Source organism: Aequorivita soesokkakensis (genome assembly GCF_001641085.1).
Classification (GTDB): domain Bacteria; phylum Bacteroidota; class Bacteroidia; order Flavobacteriales; family Flavobacteriaceae; genus Aequorivita; species Aequorivita soesokkakensis.
The window spans coordinates 23,890-41,794 of record NZ_LXIE01000045.1; the positions used below are offsets into that span (position 1 = coordinate 23,890).

Sequence of the window (17,905 nt, forward strand, 5' to 3'; positions counted from 1 at the left end):
TTACGAAGCTTTTTCTTCTCCTAAATCATTTTGAGCCAATATTTTAGTTTTTGGCTCCCGATTCGGAAATGCTTTTTTATTAAAAATAAGCAATAAAATTACTCCAACACTGATGGATGAATCAGCTATGTTGAAAACTGGATCAAAAAATGTGAAATATTCTCCACCCCAAAAAGGAAACCATTCCGGCAAAGTGCCTCCGTAAAGCGGAAAGTAAAGCATATCTACAACTTTTCCGTGGAATAGGGTGCCGTAGCCTCCAGCTTCAGGAAACAAGGTGGCAACTTGGTGATGGCTATCATTAAAAATAATGCCGTAAAAAACAGAATCGATGATGTTTCCAAAAGCTCCCGCAAAAATCAAGGCAACACAAAAAATCAAGATTCGAGGTGCGTTTTTCCGAACGGAGTCCCAGAGCCAATAACCAATCCCGCCAATGGCAACAATCCTGAAAAGTGTCAAAATAAGTTTTCCGTATTCTCCGGGGATTTTTGCGCCCCAAGCCATCCCTTCATTTTCAACAAAAAGGATTCTGAACCAATCGAACACAGGTATTTCTTCGCCTAAAAAGAAGTGTGTTTTGATATAAAATTTTGAAATCTGATCTATCAATAAAATCAGAACGATGATGAATGTGGCTTTTTTTAGGCTCATAGTTTTTCCGACGAAGGTTCTCCTTCGCTAAAGCTTCGGAGTGCGGAGGCAAAAATAACAATATTATTCGGTTTGCAGTAACGAAATATTGCCATTGATGCTTTCCGCTTCAACAAAGAATTTTCCCTTGTTCAAAAGATTATTTTCAACAGTTCCATTTTTTGAGATTGCTTTTCCCGAAACATTCTTTTGGGCGTAAACAGTTATATTTCCAGCTATTGTTTTAAGTTGGGCATTTCCAAAAAAATTATTTAAAATACAGTTTCCATTTTCCAAGGAAATGCTGAGGCTTTTAAAAGTTCCAGTGGCAATTACAGATGCCAACTTCGATTTGATTTCAACTGCCAATTTCTTGGGAACGGTTAATTCCACTTCAATGGCCATAACTTTATGTGCCGCAAGTTTGTCATTTTCCAAAGTGAAAAATGGTGCAAATCCAGTTTTCAGGAAAAGGGTGCCGTCAACAATTTTTTCTTCAATAATTATACTTTCAAAATGTTCACCGGAAATATGTGCCGAAACTTTGATGACAGTTTCTTCGGAAGATTGGACGGTTATTTTAAAAATGCCATCATCTGCTATGGAAAGCTTCTGTACTCCTTCTGAATCGAATTCCTTTTGAATGGTTTTTTGGGCCATGCCGCAATAGCTTCCGAAGAACAAAATGACGATTATGAAGAATATTTGGCGCATAATTTAACCACAAAGGTCGCGAAGAATTTGATACAATAAAAAAGCCCCGAAAAATTTCAGGGCAATAATTTTGCGAATCAACTCCCTTCCCTTTGGGAAGGGCTGGGGATGGGCCTATTTCTGCAAATTCTTCGCCTCAATACTCAAAGTTGCGTGCGGAACTAGTTTCAAACGCTCTTTATTGATGAGTTTTCCCGTTACGCGGCAAACGCCGTAAGTTTTGTTTTCAATACGTACCAACGCATTTTTAAGGTCGCGAATAAATTTTTCCTGACGAATGGCCAACTGCGAATTTGCTTCCTTGCTCATTACCTCACTGCCTTCATCAAAAGCTTTGAAAGTAGGCGAAGTATCGTCCGTACCGTTGTTGCTATCGTTTTTATAAGAACTTTGGATCAACTCCAACTGTTCCATTGCCTTCTTTATTTTATCTGTAATCAAGGTTTTAAATTCTTCCAGCTCGGCATCGCTATATCTGGTTTTTTCTGTGTCTGTCATGATCTAATGTTTTTTAATGCTTATACGTGTTTCAATTTCGTCAAATTCAATTTCTGTTCCGTTACTGATTTCTGGCTGAAATTGCAAAACCTCTGTCAATGTTTCTTCTTTAATATAACTTAGGTTTTGGTTTACCGCCTCAATCAGTTTGTCATTATTTTGAAGCAGTACCTCAATTCGGTCTGTTACTTCAAAACCACTATCTTTTCGCAAGTTTTGGATTCTGTTTACCAATTCTCGGGCAATTCCCTCGTTTTTCAAATCTGGTGTTATTGTAACATCCAGTGCTACAGTAACTCCATCTGAATTTGCAACCAACCAGCCCTCAATATCCTGCGAACTTATGATTACGTCATCGAGCGCCAAAGTAGTATTTTTTTCATTAATAGAAACAGTTATTTCACCATCTTTTTCAAGAGTTGCAATTTGTTTCTGATCAAAGCCCGAAATGGCTGTAGCCACTGCTTTCATGTCTTTTCCAAAACGTGGGCCGAGAGTTTTGAAATCGGGTTTTATTTGTTTAACCAACATTCCCGAACCTTCATCAATCAGTTCAATTTCCTTTACGTTCACTTCGCTTTTGATCAAATCTGAAACTGCAAGGATTTCCGCTTTTTCAGCATCTTCCAAAACCGGGATCATTATTTTTTGAAGCGGCTGGCGCACTTTTATCTTTTCTCTTTGTCTTAACGAAAGTACCAACGATGAAATTGTCTGCGCTTTCTGCATTTTATGCTCCAATTTTTTATCAATGAACGAAGTATCTGCTTTTGGAAAATCGGTCAAATGTACAGAGCTCTTTTTATCTTTTATTGTTCCTTGGGTTAAGTCTATGTAAAGTCTGTCCATAAAGAACGGAGCTACGGGAGCGCCCAGTTTTGCTACAGTTTCCAAACAAGTGTAAAGCGTTTGGTAAGCCGAAATTTTATCGTCGTTATAGCTTCCTTTCCAATATCTTCTTCGGCTTAAACGCACAAACCAATTGCTCAAATTTTCCTGAACAAATTCTGAAATAGCTCGCGTTGCCTTCGTTGGTTCGTAATCTGCGTAATAATCGTCCACTTTTTGGATGAGCGTGTGCAATTCTGAAAGTATCCAACGGTCAATTTCAGGGCGTTTTTCCAAGGGAAGATCTTTTTCAAGATACTCAAAATTATCGAGATTGGCGTAAAGGCTGAAAAAACTGTACGTATTGTAAAGCGTTCCAAAGAATTTATTACGAACTTCCGAAATTCCGTCTTGGTCAAATTTCAAGTTATCCCACGGATTTGCGTTACTTATCATATACCAACGCGTAGCATCGGGACCGAAAACATCCAACGTTTCAAAAGGATCTACGGCATTGCCGAGACGTTTGCTCATTTTCTGTCCGTTTTTGTCCAAAACAAGTCCGTTTGAAACTACGTTTTTGTAAGCAACATCGTCAAAAATCATGGTTGCAATTGCGTGCAATGTGTAAAACCAACCACGGGTTTGATCCACGCCTTCTGCGATAAAGTCTGCTTTGCGCCACGTATTTTCAACCTTTTCCTTATTTTCAAAAGGATAATGCCATTGTGCGTAAGGCATGCTTCCACTGTCAAACCAAACGTCTATCAAATCGGCTTCGCGCTTCATTCGTTTTCCGCTTGGGGAAAGGAGGATTATTTCGTCAACAATATTTTTGTGAAGATCAACTTTTGCATAGTTTTCTTCGGAAAGATCTCCTGTTTTAAAATCTTCAAAAATGTCTCTTTGCATCAATCCGGCTGATAAGGATTTATGCATTTCGGCTTTCAGTTCTTCAATAGAACCGATGATGATTTCTTCCTTCCCATCTTCAGTCCTCCAAATTGGCAACGGAATTCCCCAATAACGAGAGCGCGAAAGGTTCCAATCGTTGGCATTTGCAAGCCAATTACCAAAACGACCTTCGCCGGTGGCTTTCGGTTTCCAGTTTATTTCTTTGTTCAACTCGAACATTCTATCGCGGAAATCGGTCACTTTTATAAACCAAGAATCCAACGGATAGTATAATATCGGTTTGTCCGTACGCCAGCAATTTGGGTAGCTGTGAACGTATTTTTCAACTTTAAAAGCTTTGTTTTCTGTCTTAAGTTTTATGGCAATTTCTACGTCAACTGATTTTTCTGGAACATCAGCATCGTCGTAATATTCGTTCTTTACATATTTGCCAGCGAGTTCCTTCATTTCCGGGCGGAATTTTCCTTGTAAATCAACAAGAGGAACTAGATTGCCGTTTTCGTCTTTCACCAACATTGGCGGCACTTCCGGCACTGCTTCTTTTGCAACTTTGGCATCATCTGCACCAAAAGTTGGCGCTGTGTGCACTATTCCGGTTCCATCTTCCGTGGTTACAAAATCGCCCGCGATAATTCTAAAAGCATTTTCGGGATTATCATGAGGATGCGCGTAATCCAACAATTGCTCGTAACGGATTCCCAATAAATCTGATCCTTTAAATTCCTTTGCAATAAAATATGGAATCATTTTATCACCCTGTTTGTAGGCTTCCAGAATATCTTCGTTCGGTTTTTCCTCGTAGTTTTTTGCGAATTGGCTCGCGACCAAATTCTTCGCTAAAACCACATTTATGGGCTGAAAAGTGTATTGGTTGAAAGTTTTCACTAAAACATAATCAATCTTCGCACCCACGGTCAAAGCGGTATTGCTTGGAAGCGTCCAAGGTGTGGTTGTCCAAGCCAAAAACCAAATGTTGTTTGATTCTTCGCCAAGAAAATCCGGCAAGGTTTCAGCCATCGCCTTAAATTGGGCAACAACTGTTGTGTCTGTAATATCTTGATAGGTTCCCGGCTGGTTAAGTTCGTGCGAGCTCAAACCGGTACCCGCTTTCGGGGAATACGGCTGGATTGTATAGCCTTTATAAAGCAAGTTCTTGTTGTAAATTTCCTTCAGCAACCACCAAACGGTTTCCATATATTTTGGCTCGTAGGTAACGTATGGATCGCTCATATCTACCCAATAGCCGTAGCTTTCGGTTACTTTGTTCCACACATCGGTGTAACGCATTACTGCTTTTTTGCAAGCTGCGTTGTAATCTTCAACTGAAATCTTTTTGCCAATATCTTCTTTAGTAATCCCCAACTCTTTTTCTACGCCCAGTTCAATGGGAAGACCATGCGTGTCCCATCCTGCTTTCCGGTCAACTTTAAATCCTTTTTGGGTTTTGTAACGACAAAAAATATCCTTTATAGCGCGCGCCATAACGTGATGGATTCCCGGAAGCCCGTTTGCAGATGGCGGTCCTTCAAAAAACACAAATGGCTTCGCTCCTTCGCGAATGGAAATACTCTGCTCAAAAATGTTTTCTTCTTTCCAGAAATCGAGTATATCTTCCGCCAGTTTAGGAAGGTCCAGCCCTTTGTATTCTTTAAATTTTGTGCTCATAATGTGCGTCTTGCAATAAAGTTTGCAAAAGTAATCATTTTTGAAGAAATGGATACAGGTTTTTAGAATAGAAAAGAGCAGTACAAATCGCTAATCATTTCAGCTGTTTACAGTTAATTTTGAAATATTTTTTAAGGGTTTTTTTCAATAATGGTCTCATAATTTTGAATACTGCATTTTTTCCCCCAAATTTGGTGTCCTTTAAAGATTCTATTTTAAATATTATTCCCTAATGAAAAAGATATACCTCTTTCTCCTCCTCGCCACGGTTTCTCTTGCATCAGTTCAATCTCAAGTTCTTGACCCAGTAAAATGGTCCACAAGCATTAAAAAAATATCTGAAACCGAATACGATTTAATTTCCAAAGCCACTATTGAAGACAAATGGCACCTTTATTCACAAGTAGTTCCAGACAATGGACCCCTACCAACAAATCTTACTTTCGAAGAAAACAGTGCTTATAAATTAGTGGGAAAGGCGAAAGAAAGCAAAGGTCACACCGTCCACGATCCTGTTTTTGACATGGTAATTACCTTTTTTGAGCACACCGCAACATTTACCCAACGTGTAAAATTAACAGGCGACAAAGGTACCACTGTAAAAGGAGAAGTTGAATTTATGGTGTGTGATGATACGCGCTGTTTACCGCCGAGTTATGTAGATCTGGTCTTTAAAATTCCCGCTCCCGAAAAAAGTGAAGAACCTGCTGTAACTCCTGAAAACACAGACAATACTGAAACGACCGAAGCAATCACCGAAAACATTGAAAATACTGCTGCGGTTGATACTACAAAAAATGAAATTGTAAAAGACACCGTTCAAACTTCCTCAGAAAAAACACTTTCCGCTGCTGAACAGAACAAAAAACAAGACGAAAAAGGCCTTTGGACCATCTTTTTCTTTGCCTTTCTTTCAGGTTTTGCGGCATTGCTAACCCCTTGTGTGTTCCCGATGATTCCTATGACCGTAAGCTTTTTTACCAAGCAAAGCAAAACGCGTTCTGCCGGGATAAGAAACGCTATAATTTATGGTATTTCAATAATTGTTATTTATGTATTATTAGGAATTCTGGTAAGTTTAATATTTGGGCCGCAAGCACTCAATGCCCTATCAACCAATGTTTGGTTTAATATTATCTTCTTTGTTTTATTAGTTGTATTTGCAGTATCCTTTTTAGGCGCTTTCGAAATTATGCTTCCTAATTCATGGGCAAACAAGGTGGATTCGCAAGCTGATAGAGGCGGTTTAATTGGCATCTTTTTTATGGCGCTGGCTTTGGCCATTGTATCGTTTTCGTGCACTGGGCCTATTGTTGGAACGCTATTGGTTCAAGCTGCTGCTGGTGGAAGTCAAGTAGGCCCTATTATTGGAATGTTTGGATTTTCTTTAGCTATAGCTTTACCTTTCGCATTATTTGCAGCATTTCCGGGATGGATGAATTCGTTGCCAAAATCTGGAGGTTGGTTAAACACCGTAAAAGTAGTATTGGGCTTTTTGGAATTAGCCTTGGCATTTAAATTTCTTTCAAATGCAGATCTTGTGCTTCAGTTGCACTGGTTGGAACGCGAGGTTTTCCTAGCTATTTGGATTGCCATTTTTGGGGCTTTGGCGCTCTATCTCTTTGGAAAGATACAGTTGCCACATGATTCGCCATTGACTCATATATCGGTTGGCCGACTTAGCCTTGGGCTACTGGTATTAGCATTTACCGTTTATATGATTCCCGGACTGTGGGGTGCGCCCTTAAATCTAATTAGTGCTTTTCCACCACCATTAGATTACGCAGAATCGCCTTATGGCGTTGGTAATTCCAAAGTTGGAGGAGGGATAGTTTCGAACGAACACCAAGAGGTACCTGAAGGCGCGCACCTATTGGCACCCCATCAAATTTTAGCATTTAATGATTATGACAAGGGTCTTGCATATGCAAAAACAGTAGGTAAACCTGTAATGATTGATTTTACGGGTTGGGCCTGCGTTAATTGCCGAAAAATGGAGCAGAACGTTTGGGTAGATGACAAGGTATTAAATATGTTGAAAAACGAAGTAGTACTTATATCACTATATGTTGATGACAAACGCAAACTTGAAGATGACGAAATTGTTGAATCACAATTAAAACCCGGTAAAAAACTCAAGTATATCGGTCAAAAATGGAGTGAGTTACAAACCATAAAATACAAAACCAATTCGCAACCTTTTTATGTTTTGATGGATCATAATGAAGAAAACCTTATTGAGCCCGTAGGCTACACACCTGATATTGAAGAATATTACGGCTGGCTTCAAAAAGGAGTTGGCGCTTTTAAGAAATAGAACGACATAAACAGCTCATTTTTAGCAATATTGATTAAATTTAAGTAATTTTTAAAAATCGAAAGATGATTTCTTCGGAAGAAAAAGTAAAAACCACCGCATTGGAAAAGTATTTTGAACCTTTCCGAAAGAATATCGTGGGAATTAATCAAGAGTTTGTTTCTCCCTTCGGAAGAAAAAAAATTATTTATACTGATTGGACAGCAAGTGGCCGTTTGTACGCTCCCATTGAAGAAAAAATGCTGAAGGATTTTGGCCCTTTTGTGGCAAACACCCACACCGAAACTTCGGTAACTGGAACTGCGATGACGAAGGCATACCACGAAGCCCGAAAAATCATTAAAAAACACGTTAACGCTAATGACCACGACGTGCTGATTACCTGTGAAAGCGGAATGACTGGTGTGATAAACAAGTTTCAACGTATTTTGGGGCTGAAAATTCCGGAAAACATAAAACCATACACAAATATTCCCGACGCGATTAGGCCTGTAGTTTTTGTAACACACATGGAACATCACAGCAACCAAACCTCTTGGCTGGAAACCATTGCAAAAGTTGTTGTAATTCCGCCGAATGACGATGTTTTGGTCTGTATGAAAACCTTTGCCGAAACTGTTGAAAAATATAAAGACCATCCCATAAAAATCGCTGCTGTTACAGGCTGTTCAAACGTAACGGGAATTCAAACTCCATATCACGAAATAGCAAAATTGATGCACAAAAATGATGGTCTATGTTTTGTTGATTTTGCCTGTTCGGCGCCCTATATTTCAATAAACATGCATCCCAAAGAAGAAGGTGCGCATTTGGACGCAATATTCTTTTCACCCCATAAATTTTTGGGAGGCCCTGGTTCCAGTGGCGTGCTTATTTTCAATAATAATCTTTATAAAAATACAATCCCGGACAATCCAGGAGGCGGTACTGTTTCGTGGACAAACCCTTGGGGAAACCACAAATATATTGACGATATTGAAACCCGTGAAGACGGCGGAACGCCAGGTTTTCTTCAAACAATCCGTACGGCGCTATCCATTCGTTTAAAGGAAAAAATGGGGATTGAAAACATTTTGAAACGCGAACACGAGCTTTTGGATATTGTTTTTGAGAAGCTCAGTAAAATTCCAAACTTAAAAATTCTTGCACCAAATACCGAAGATAGACTTGCAGTAATCAGTTTTTATATTGACAATCTGCATTTCAATCTCGGGGTAAAAATCCTTAATGACCGTTTCGGAATACAAACCCGAGGCGGATGCTCTTGTGCAGGAACTTACGGCCATTACTTGCTTCACGTAGATCAGGAAACCTCAAACCGTGTAACTTGCGAAATTGACCATGGCGATTTAACCCATAAACCGGGATGGATCAGAATGTCCATTCATCCCACAACCACTGATGCTGAAGTTGAGTTTGTGTGCGATTCCATAAAAAAACTGGCCGAAAATTTTCCGGAATGGAGCAAAGAGTATCAATATAATTCCAAAAGCAATGAATATATGCACCGGGAAGAAATAGCTGATGACAAAATGAATGATTGGTTTACCTTTTAAGAATAACTTAAATCAGATTCAAACAATTTGAAAAAACTTTTACTTCTAATTTTTCTTTTTCCCTTTTTCAGTTCCGCACAGGAATATGTTGATATTTTTCGAATTGGCTACGGCCAAACAATTAATAATAACTTTGAAGGAGTTGACAGCAGTACAAATGTGAAGTTTTTTGACGCTGGGCTTACCTTTCCCGTAGTTCTCAATGAAAATCAAGCTATAATTACCGGGGCAGACATTAGCATAAACAACGTCCAGCTTTTTCCAGAAGCTGAATATACCAGCCTTTACAGTACAAATCTTAAACTGGGATTGGCTTCAACTTGGTCAGAAAAATGGAGCACTACCATTGTTCTACTTCCTAAAATTGCCTCGGATTATAAAAACCTTTCTGGTAATGATTTTTACTTTGGTGGTTTTGCACTTTTAAAATTAAAAAAGAACGAAAACCTTAAATACCGCTTTGGGATTTATGCTTCACAGGAAGCATTTGGTCTTTTTACAACTCCTATTTTGGGTTGGTACTACTTAAGCCCGAACAAAAGGTTTGAAATGGATATGAGTTTACCTATTTCAGCAGATGTTAGCTACAAATTTGGCTGTACCACTGTAGGGATGGATTATTTCGGAATTGGAAGAAGTTATAACGTGCATTATGAAAATCGCCCAACGCTTTACGCCGACCTCAGCTCTTTGGAGTTTGCAGGATATTTGCAGTTCAATGCGTTAGAGGAAAGTGTTTTGCTGCGAGCGAAAGTTGGTTATTCCAGCAATAATTATGAAATGTATGCCGAAGGTGACAAAATTGATCTTGGTGTTTCGGCCTTTAGTTTTGGCGATGCACGCACACAATTGAACCCTTCATTGAATGGCGGAATTTTTCTGAAATTCGAAGCTATTTATAGATTTCATATTCGTGAAAATCCCAAAGAAGAAATTCCAAATTCCAAATAATACAAATTACAATTCACAAACTTTTGGAATTTGTGATTTGTATTTTTTGGGATTTATTTTGAAAAAATTCTATCTTTAAAAGATGGAAAGAACCTGTCCGGAGTGTGGGGATAAATTGATAGGGCGTGCTGACAAAAAATTCTGCAGCGATGCGTGCCGTAATGCACATAACAATTCGCTTAATAAGGACAATAAAAACTTGGTTCGAAACATCAACAATAGGCTTCGGAAAAATTACAGAATTCTTGAAACCCTAAATTCTGAAGATAAAACTAAAACCACTAAAGACAAGCTACTGCGAATGGGTTTCAGTTTTGATTATTTTACAGGGATTTACACTACAAAATCTGGTTCTACCTATTATTATTTATACGATCAGGGTTATCTTCCCTTGGATAATGATTTTTACCTTTTGGTGAAAAAAGATCTTAAATAATTACTTTAAATTCTTTCCGAAAATTGCTTTTTCAAAAGAATTTCCTTTCGCAATTTGGGAAATTCTTATGCATAATCTAACACTCCTTTAACCCGTAAAGCTCTCTTTATAAGGTATCTTTAAAATTCAAACAAAAAAACTTAAATTATGAAGACGAAAAATTTTTTAATGATGGCGATGCTGTTTTTCAGCATTACATTGTTTGCGCAAAATGCAGATGACAAAAAAGTGATCGCCGATGCCCAAAAAGCAAAAGCTGCTTTTTTAGAGGCTAATCCAAAACTACAAGGTTATTTTGATGATGCAAAAGCCTATGTAATTTTTCCAAATGTTGGTAAAGGAGCTTTAATTATTGGTGCCGCATCTGGTAATGGTGCTGTTTACGAAAGAGGCGTTCTTGTGGGAATGGCAAATCTAAAACAAGTAGATGTAGGTGCCCAAATAGGCGGAAAAGCCTTTAGTGAAATAGTGTTTTTTAAAACCGATAAAGCGGTTCAGGAATTTATGGATGACAATTTAAAGTTTGGATCAAATCTTTCTGCAATTGCTGCAAATCAAGCCCCACCATCTTTTGACATTACCTATAATGATGGAATTGCGGTCTTTACATTGCCAAAAGAAGGGTTGATGGCTGAAGTATCAATTGGCGGACAACATTTTGATTTTGAGAATTTTGATTAATATTTTTTTTTAATCATCTTAAATTTTAAAATACTGAAAATATAAAGTGGTTTAGTCAGTTTTATAGAAAAATCGCCCGAGGAAATTCCACGGGCGATCTTCTTTTAACTATCAACAATTATGAAAAACTATTCCTTGAGAAGGCGCTTTGTAATCTGTCCGTCCTTCCCTATTATTTTCACATAATAGGTTGCTGCGGCCAGTTGTTGTACGTCTATCGATTTAACCGAGCCCATTCCTTGAAGGTCTGCTTTTTGAACCAATCTACCTCTTAGGTCGTAAATCTCCAGTGTTTGTAAATCAATCCCTTGTGGGTTGCTTATGTTCAACATGTTCTTAGTTGGAACAGGATACATCGCTATACTTCCAAAATCTTGGGAATAATTTCCTATACCCAGAATACTCTCTACGATAAGCTCAAACTCACAGGTGCCAGTGTTTCCGTATTCATCTGTCGCCGTGAGCGTGATGGTATATGTACCGTCTGATAATGGCGTACCCGCTGCAGGATCTTGGGTGGTAATGGTTACCGGATCTGTACAGTTGTCTATTGCTGTAGCTTCACCAGTTCCGAAGTAATCCGGAACGATGTAGAACAGATTACCAGCTCCCGGATCAACAGTTTGGTCAGCTGGGCAAGTAATTACGGGTGCCAGGAGATCAACTGCTGTTACTACTGCCGTACAGGTGGATAGGTTACCGTTATTATCCTGGCTGAATACCTGAACAGTAACCGGAGTTCCTATATCTGCACATGTAAATTCGGTAATATCAACCGCGACTGTTAAGATACCACAGGCATCATCGTTGGAAGCTATCACATCACTTGGGTTAAGAGTTGCAGTTCCATCTGACCCGATTTCAATAGTGAAATCTTGGCAGACAAGCACTGGGCTTGTATTGTCCTCTACCGTTACAATAGCGGTACAAGTTTCAGAGTTTCCGTTCACATCCGTTACGGTAAGTACAACTGTGTTGTCGCCTATGTTCGAGCAGTCGAAAGTGTCGATGTCAAGGCTATAGCTTGCAATGCCGCAGGCATCTGTGCTACCGTTGTCTATATCCGTTCCAAGAATAGTTACCGTTCCCGTTACGGGGTCAAGTTCCACGGTTATGTTTTGGCAAGCTACTACAGGTGCGGTCACGTCTTCAACCGTTACTATGGCGGTACAGGTGGAAACGTTGCCGTTTATATCTGTAACTGTCAAGATCACGTTGTTGTCCCCAACATTGGAACAGTCGAAGGTATCGATGTCAATTGATATACTCGCCACACCACATTGGTCGGTGCTGCCGCCGTCCACATCACTCGCAACAATACTTGCATTACCAAATTCATCCAATTGGATGGTTATGTTTTGGCAGACCGCCACGGGAGCTTCGTTGTCAACCACCGTAATGATAAAGCTGCACGTATTGGTGTTTCCGTTTACATCTGTTGCGGTGAACTCAATGGTGGTCGCCCCCACTGGGAACATACTTCCGCTTGGATCGCCCATAGTCTGTGCTACCGTTGCCACCCCACAGTTATCCGAAGTAATCGGCATTGGGAAGTTTACTATCGCGGAGCAGAAACCTGCGTCGGTGTTCACTGTAATGTTCGCGGGACAGGCTATAGCTGGTGGGATGCTGTCCTCAACCGTTACTATAGTAGTACAGGTGGAAACATTGCCGTTTACATCGGTTACTGTTAGGGTAACTGTGTTCGGGCCAACATCACTACAATCAAAATCAGTAATATCTATTGTAGTGCTTGCAATTCCGCAAGCATCCGTACTTCCATTTTCAATATCTGCAACTGTAATACTTGCCATTCCGTTTGCATCCAGTTGGATGGTAAAAGGAGCGGCACAGTTTGCAACAGGTGGAATATTGTCCTCAACAGTTACAATGGTTGTACAGGTTGAAGTATTTCCATTTACATCGGTTACCGTTAAAGTCACTGTATTTTGACCTACGTCTGCACAGGTGAAATCTGTAATGTCTATCGATGTGTTTGCAATTCCACAGGCATCTGTGCTTCCGTTCTCGATATCTGCAACTGTGATGCTTGCCATTCCGTTTGCATCCAGTTGGATGGTGAAAGGAGCGGCACAGTTTGCAACAGGTGGCACATTGTCCTCAACAGTTACAAGGGTTGTACAGGTTGAAGTATTTCCATTTACATCGGTTACCGTTAGAGTCACTGTATTTGGACCTACGTCTGCACAGGTGAAATCTGTAATGTCTATCGATGTGTTTGCAATTCCACAGGCATCCGTGCTTCCGTTCTCGATATCTGCAACCGTGATGTTTGCCGTTCCGTTTGCATCCAGTTGGATGGTGAACGGTGCGGCACAGTTTGCGATAGGTGGCACATTGTCCTCAACAGTTACAATGGTTGTACAGGTTGAAGTATTTCCATTTACATCGGTGACCGTTAAAGTCACTGTATTTGGACCTACGTCTGCACAGGTGAAATCTGTAATGTCTATCGATGTGTTTGCAATTCCACAGGCATCCGTGCTTCCGTTCTCGATATCTGCAACTGTGATGCTTGCCATTCCATTGGCATCCAGTTGGATGGTGAAAGGAGCGGCACAGTTTGCCACGGGAGGTGTACTATCAACCACGGTAATCGTAGTATTACATGTATCCGTCAGTGTTCCGTCACTAACAGTTAATGTAACATTGGTAACCCCAACAGGGTATGGACCGGCGGGACTAACGCTAAAAGTAAGTGGGTCGCCATCGGGATCGCTGGAGCCTCCATCAAAATCTGAAGCAACCGCATTGCCTTGGCAGTTTCCGTCTGCATTTACAGTTACGGACTGACAAACTGCTACAGGGGGTTGATTACAAACTCCAAGAGGGTCTGTTACCGTAATTGTAACAGTACAGAAGGTTTGGTTTCCACTTAAATCTCGCGCACCAAATATTCTGGTTACTGTGCCTAAATCGTTACAGGTTAATGTTTGAGAACCTCCACCATATAATACAACAGACATGTCTACAGCACAATTATCTGTTATTGGACTAATATTGTTAAATACAAAATTACCATCAATAAAAAATTCACCGTTTACGTCTAAAGCTACTGTTGGGTCATTACAAGTTAAAATAGGTCCAATATTATCTGAAACGGTAACCGTAGAAGTACAGGTAGAAGAATTCCCGTTTACATCTGTAACCGTAAGCGTAACCGTATTAGGCCCTATATCTGCACACGTAAAGCTGCTTGGCGAAACTGAAACTGACGCAACACCACAATTATCTGTAGAACCATTATTTATATCTGCTGCTGTAATACTTGCATTACCGGAAGCGTCCAAAAACACCGTAGCATTCTGGCAAGTAGCAGTGGGTGGAATATTATCCTCAACAGTTACTGTTGTTGTGCAGGTAGATGTGTTTCCATTCACATCGGTTACAGTTAATGTAACTGTGTTAGGCCCTATATTGGAGCAATTGAATATTGCAGGCGAACTAGATAATCCAGCAATCCCACAATTATCTGTAGAACCATTATCTATATCTGTTACAAAAACAATTGCAGATCCATTAGCATCTAACTGAACGGTGAATGGGGCCGCACAATTGGCTACGGGCGCTATATTATCTTCAACCGTTACCGTAGCGGTACAGGTATCAGAATTACCAGCTGCATCAGTTACCGTAAGTGTTACTGTATTAGTGCCCACATTAGCACAAGTGAATGTATTGGGGGAAACACTTAATGTAAACGATCCTGAATCATCACTTGAACCTCCATCTACATCTGCAGGATTTAGTATAGCGTTGCCCGATGCATCTAATTGAATTGTAGCATTCATACAAACTGCTATAGGCGGAGTTAAATCAGGAGGCAATACGCTGTAGCTACAACCAGATTTTGCAGTAGGCACAAATTCTACAGTATCACTGTTTATCCAATATTGTATATCATTAATAATTGCTGACAATTCAATGGCAGTTCCCGTAATTGGAAATCCGCCAGGCACTGCACTACAATCAAACTGCCAGTTATCAACCTCTGTATCTGGAGTTCCAGCAACATAAAGTCTAATGGCGTTTACACCATTGGTTAATTGATCTGGCAACGCAGTTGTTGAATTTGAAGTATTTGCTCCATCCCAATCGCCATCTGTTGTAACACCTGGATCAACATTACTATGTATTGCGGTAATAAAGTTAGGAGAAGCAGCTGTTCCTTGATAAGCAAATAGTTGATCTCCAATAGAAGATAACACACTTGCCGACATGAAACTTCCGGGCAAAGTAACAATATCTCCTGCGCTCATTGCAGAAGAAGCGTACCAAGTTGCACTACCTTCACCGCCTGAACCTACGCAGGTTATTGTATTGGGGTTTGAAACACCGCAATCTGTAAATTTTATATTTGTACCAGCAATTATATCTTTTAAAATTATAAATGCAAAGCCGTCATTTCCATCTAGATTAAAACCCACAAAAGCAATATCGCCAGAGCTTAAAGTTGTGGAAGGTGGTTCGTTTATTGTTACAACTATAGTACACGTTGCGTTATTACCTGCTTCATCTGTTGCCGTTAAAACCACATTATAAACACCAACGCCAACCATAGTTCCAGCGGTTGGCGATTGTGTAATTGTTATGTTTGCAGGTATCGAAACATCATCTGTTGCAGAAGTACCGCTTACCAAATCCGGAATAGCAGCCATTCCATTAATCCCTGCTGTAATCGGTGCAGGTGTGGGAGCACAGGTAATTACAGGGGGAGTTGTATCTCCTCCTCCACTAATTGTAAATCCACAACCGGCTTCCAGTACAGGATTATAAGGTGTAGTATCACTGCTCACCCAGTTTGCTCTATTATTTACAATAGCACGTATTTGGGCAGGGGTTCCCGAAACAGCTCCTCCAGCAAGAACACAACTAAACTGCCAGTTGTCAGACTCAGGCACCAGTCTTACGGCAGTTGATCCTGTAACCAAAGCATTTGGAAGTGCTGAAGTAGAATTGGAAGTTGCCGATCCGTCCCAATTCGCATCATCACCTGAAGTATCATTATACTGCAACCCAGCAATAAAAGTTGGAGCTGCGGTTGAGCCTTGAATTGCAAAAAGTTGATCGCCAATAGAACTATAGGCAGCCGGAAATAACGGCCCCATATCAATAGTAACAACATCACCAGCAGTTCTAGCCAAACCTGAAGTCCATGTAAATTCGCCATCACCAGTTGTTGCAAAAAAACCGGTTCCATCATTCCAACCCATATCGGTAAAAATGATTGTGGTTGCAGCGTCTATATCTTTTAAAAGTACAAAGGCCACTGTATCGTCCGCATTTGTTGCTCCATCTGAATTACTTCCAACAAAGGCAATATCTCCAGCTGTTAAAGCTGTTTGGCTATTCCCAATAATTGTTGCCAAAAGCATTGTTATTAGTAGGGTAATTTTTTTCATAATTATTTTTTTATATTAAGTTCAATCTGGGGAGATTTTCTTTTAAAATAAGGGGTTTCTATTATTAATTTCTTGAAGGAAAAATACCTACCAATGCAATACAATAATTAATACATAAATAAGGGTTCTTTACCGCGAAGGGCTGATTTCCTCCCGCAGGCGCTACGCTATTTGTAGCCATAAGGACATCTGATGAAGCCGAAAAGCTATTTGTACCATTTCCGGCCACATATGTCCCTGATGGAGAGTCTGTTGTTCCTTCTTCGGCAGCCTGTAGTTGATACTGATGGGTATGGGCAGGCATATTTGTAGTAAGAAGGGTCACACTGTCTGAACCAGACATCTGCCCTTGTTGATAATTTGGTAAGCCTGGTCCTTGACCTGTATGTAGCGGAAAACGTCCACGAAGATCTGGCAAGCCAAAAGTGGTTTGTCCATTGCCTCCATACATAGTTCCCAATAGTGAAAAAAGCGCTGTGTTTTGGGAAATAGCCAATAATTGTCCATTACATTGAGCCCAGCCGCGTGGTGCAAAATTAAATCCGAATGCTTGAATTTGTCCGATAAATGGTTCCATGATATTTTAAGTTTTAGATAAGGTTATATTGAAATATTAAATTGAATGTTTGAATAGCCCAAAAAGTTTTCTTTTTTTGGAAATAATTTTTCTCCGAGTTGTTGGTTTTTTTTCCAATGTTCACAAGTAATGTGCGCCCCTGCATTATTCAAGATCAATTCCGTAAAATTGATTTTTTCAAAATTTGATATCTTAAAATAAATTCGCGCATTTTTACCTTCTTCCCTATTGGGAAAATCGGTTATAAACTCATACTCTCCTTGTTCATCAGTCTGCAATTTTGCCCGGTGTCTGTATTTTGAAGAATTGGGGGAAAGATGCCAAACTTCCACGACCGCATTCCTTATGGGAGTAGCACCATCATTTTCATATATAATTCCTTTTACTGCAACAGAGTTGTCACTAAAAATTCCAGTTCTTAAATCATTCTTGTCCTCAGCATAAGGATTATAACCCAAATAAGGATTTTCGGAGAAATTAAAAGCATTTGTAAGTGTGGGGGTCAATACAGCTAGCCCCGTTATGGCAAAAGCAGAATTGCGCATAAAGAGCCTTCGCGAAGTAGAGTTTTTCATGATTTGGTTGGTTAGGTTTTAAGAATCAATATTAAAATAGCTGATTCCTAAATATTTGTTAACGCAAGTTAAAAGTTATTAATGGAAACTTTATACGTAGTACTACGTAAATTGAAATTAGATATTCCTATATAAA

12 protein-coding genes are annotated in these 17,905 nt (G+C 39.8%); 5 read left to right on the plus strand and 7 right to left on the minus strand.

The window, feature by feature from the left end; all coding sequences use genetic code 11:
* From A7A78_RS12100 to ileS, 4 genes are all read right to left on the minus strand, one after another.
* On the minus strand, positions 1 to 654 hold the full coding sequence (locus tag A7A78_RS12100) for a lipoprotein signal peptidase (RefSeq protein ID WP_068762723.1): 654 nt from the start codon (positions 652 to 654) through the stop codon (positions 1 to 3).
* 63 nt (positions 655 to 717) lie between these two features.
* A complete protein-coding gene (locus A7A78_RS12105; RefSeq protein WP_131811146.1) occupies positions 718 to 1,347 on the minus strand; it encodes a DUF4097 family beta strand repeat-containing protein in 630 nt (209 codons plus the stop codon).
* Positions 1,348 to 1,461: 114 nt separating this feature from the next.
* Positions 1,462 to 1,845: a TraR/DksA family transcriptional regulator gene (locus A7A78_RS12110; protein ID WP_068762725.1), complete on the minus strand. Its 384-nt coding sequence runs from the start codon at positions 1,843 to 1,845 to the stop codon at positions 1,462 to 1,464.
* Between the two features lie 3 nt (positions 1,846 to 1,848).
* Positions 1,849 to 5,253, minus strand: a complete 3,405-nt coding sequence (ileS, locus tag A7A78_RS12115) for an isoleucine--tRNA ligase (protein ID WP_068762726.1) — start codon at positions 5,251 to 5,253, stop codon at positions 1,849 to 1,851.
* Positions 5,254 to 5,485: 232 nt separating this feature from the next.
* On the opposite strand from ileS, the gene A7A78_RS12120 reads away from it, so the two are divergent.
* From A7A78_RS12120 to A7A78_RS12140, 5 genes are all read left to right on the plus strand, one after another.
* Positions 5,486 to 7,570 (plus strand): protein-disulfide reductase DsbD family protein, encoded by a 2,085-nt coding sequence (locus A7A78_RS12120; protein ID WP_068762727.1) that lies wholly within the window; start codon positions 5,486 to 5,488, stop codon positions 7,568 to 7,570.
* Positions 7,571 to 7,635: 65 nt separating this feature from the next.
* Complete coding sequence (locus A7A78_RS12125; protein ID WP_068762728.1) at positions 7,636 to 9,126, plus strand: aminotransferase class V-fold PLP-dependent enzyme; 1,491 nt, start codon at positions 7,636 to 7,638, stop codon at positions 9,124 to 9,126.
* Positions 9,127 to 9,153: 27 nt separating this feature from the next.
* Entirely contained in the window at positions 9,154 to 10,077 is a 924-nt protein-coding gene (locus A7A78_RS12130; protein WP_068762729.1) for a DUF6268 family outer membrane beta-barrel protein, read from the plus strand.
* A gap of 82 nt (positions 10,078 to 10,159) precedes the next feature.
* On the plus strand, positions 10,160 to 10,513 hold the full coding sequence (locus A7A78_RS12135) for a DNA gyrase inhibitor YacG (RefSeq protein WP_068762730.1): 354 nt from the start codon (positions 10,160 to 10,162) through the stop codon (positions 10,511 to 10,513).
* 147 nt (positions 10,514 to 10,660) lie between these two features.
* Positions 10,661 to 11,194 carry a lipid-binding SYLF domain-containing protein gene (locus A7A78_RS12140; protein WP_068762731.1) on the plus strand — a complete coding sequence of 178 codons (534 nt, stop codon included), beginning with the start codon at positions 10,661 to 10,663 and terminating at the stop codon, positions 11,192 to 11,194.
* A gap of 128 nt (positions 11,195 to 11,322) precedes the next feature.
* On the opposite strand, the gene A7A78_RS12145 is transcribed toward A7A78_RS12140, so the two are convergent.
* The 3 genes from A7A78_RS12145 to A7A78_RS12155 form a co-directional block, all read right to left on the minus strand.
* Entirely contained in the window at positions 11,323 to 16,617 is a 5,295-nt protein-coding gene (locus tag A7A78_RS12145; RefSeq protein ID WP_068762732.1) for an HYR domain-containing protein, read from the minus strand.
* Between the two features lie 64 nt (positions 16,618 to 16,681).
* A complete protein-coding gene (locus tag A7A78_RS12150; RefSeq protein ID WP_207489372.1) occupies positions 16,682 to 17,194 on the minus strand; it encodes a phage tail protein in 513 nt (170 codons plus the stop codon).
* A 23-nt stretch (positions 17,195 to 17,217) separates the two neighbouring features.
* Positions 17,218 to 17,769 (minus strand): peptidase associated/transthyretin-like domain-containing protein, encoded by a 552-nt coding sequence (locus A7A78_RS12155; RefSeq protein WP_131811147.1) that lies wholly within the window; start codon positions 17,767 to 17,769, stop codon positions 17,218 to 17,220.
* Between the last annotated feature and the right edge of the window lie 136 nt (positions 17,770 to 17,905).

Bases quoted from the DNA above. Each gene is read 5' to 3' on its own strand.
- A7A78_RS12140 (WP_068762731.1), top strand. From the start codon at position 10,661: ATGAAGACGAAAAATTTTTTAATGATGGCGATGCTGTTTTTCAGCATT.
- A7A78_RS12120 (WP_068762727.1), top strand. From the start codon at position 5,486: ATGAAAAAGATATACCTCTTTCTCCTCCTCGCCACGGTTTCTCTTGCA.
- A7A78_RS12145 (WP_068762732.1), bottom strand. From the start codon at position 16,617: ATGAAAAAAATTACCCTACTAATAACAATGCTTTTGGCAACAATTATT.
- A7A78_RS12125 (WP_068762728.1), top strand. From the start codon at position 7,636: ATGATTTCTTCGGAAGAAAAAGTAAAAACCACCGCATTGGAAAAGTAT.
- A7A78_RS12135 (WP_068762730.1), top strand. From the start codon at position 10,160: ATGGAAAGAACCTGTCCGGAGTGTGGGGATAAATTGATAGGGCGTGCT.
- A7A78_RS12105 (WP_131811146.1), bottom strand. From the start codon at position 1,347: ATGCGCCAAATATTCTTCATAATCGTCATTTTGTTCTTCGGAAGCTAT.
- ileS (WP_068762726.1), bottom strand. From the start codon at position 5,253: ATGAGCACAAAATTTAAAGAATACAAAGGGCTGGACCTTCCTAAACTG.
- A7A78_RS12155 (WP_131811147.1), bottom strand. From the start codon at position 17,769: ATGAAAAACTCTACTTCGCGAAGGCTCTTTATGCGCAATTCTGCTTTT.
- A7A78_RS12110 (WP_068762725.1), bottom strand. From the start codon at position 1,845: ATGACAGACACAGAAAAAACCAGATATAGCGATGCCGAGCTGGAAGAA.
- A7A78_RS12100 (WP_068762723.1), bottom strand. From the start codon at position 654: ATGAGCCTAAAAAAAGCCACATTCATCATCGTTCTGATTTTATTGATA.
- A7A78_RS12150 (WP_207489372.1), bottom strand. From the start codon at position 17,194: ATGGAACCATTTATCGGACAAATTCAAGCATTCGGATTTAATTTTGCA.